The organism is Kitasatospora sp. MBT63, assembly GCF_000710465.2.
GTDB lineage: Bacteria > Actinomycetota > Actinomycetes > Streptomycetales > Streptomycetaceae > Kitasatospora.
Genome location: NZ_JAIZ01000416.1, coordinates 1 through 788 on the forward strand (window position 1 = coordinate 1; position 788 = coordinate 788).

General features: G+C 71.6%; 1 protein-coding gene. It reads right to left on the bottom strand.

All coding sequences use genetic code 11. The annotated features are described in order from the left end of the window. Positions 1-5: 5 nt before the first annotated feature. A complete protein-coding gene (locus AA75_RS23285; protein WP_033822143.1) occupies positions 6-755 on the bottom strand; it encodes an ABC transporter ATP-binding protein in 750 nt (249 codons plus the stop codon). Between the last annotated feature and the right edge of the window lie 33 nt (positions 756-788).

A 788-nucleotide genomic window follows, 5' to 3' on the forward strand; every position in this document is an offset into this window, starting at 1 on the left:
GGGTGTCAGCTGGTGCGGCCCTTGGCGTCGAAGCGGCGCATCCGGTCCAGGACGGTGTCGGCGGTGGGGTGGTGGAGTTCGTCGACGATGCGGCCGTCGGCGAGGAAGACGACGCGGTCGGCGTAGGAGGCGGCGACGGGGTCGTGGGTGACCATGACGACGGTCTGGCCGAGTTCGCGGACGGAGTTGCGGAGGAAGGAGAGGATCTCGGCGCCGGAGCGGGAGTCGAGGTTGCCGGTGGGTTCGTCGGCGAAGACGATGTCGGGGCGGGAGGCGAGGGCGCGGGCGCAGGCGACGCGTTGCTGCTGGCCGCCGGAGAGCTGGGAGGGGCGGTGGGTGAGGCGGCCGGCGAGGCCGACGGTGTCCACGACGCGGTCCAGCCAGGCGCGGTCGGGCTTGCGGCCGGCGATGTCCATGGGGAGGGTGATGTTCTCCAGGGCGGTCAGGGTGGGGAGCAGGTTGAAGGCCTGGAAGATGAAGCCGATCTTGTCGCGGCGCAGGCGGGTGAGCTGCTTGTCCTTGAGGCCGACGAGTTCGGTGCCGCCGATGGTGGCGGAGCCGGAGGTGACGGTGTCCAGGCCGGCCATGCAGTGCATGAGGGTGGACTTGCCGGAGCCGGAGGGGCCCATGATCGCGGTGAACTCGCCCTGGCCGAAGGCCACGCTGACGTCGTCCAGGGCGACGACCCGGGTCTCGCCCTCGCCGTAGACCTTGTTCAGGCCGACGGCGCGCGCGGCGGCGGTGGTGGTCGTCATCGTGGTCACGGGAGGGCTCCTGCCGGAAAGGGG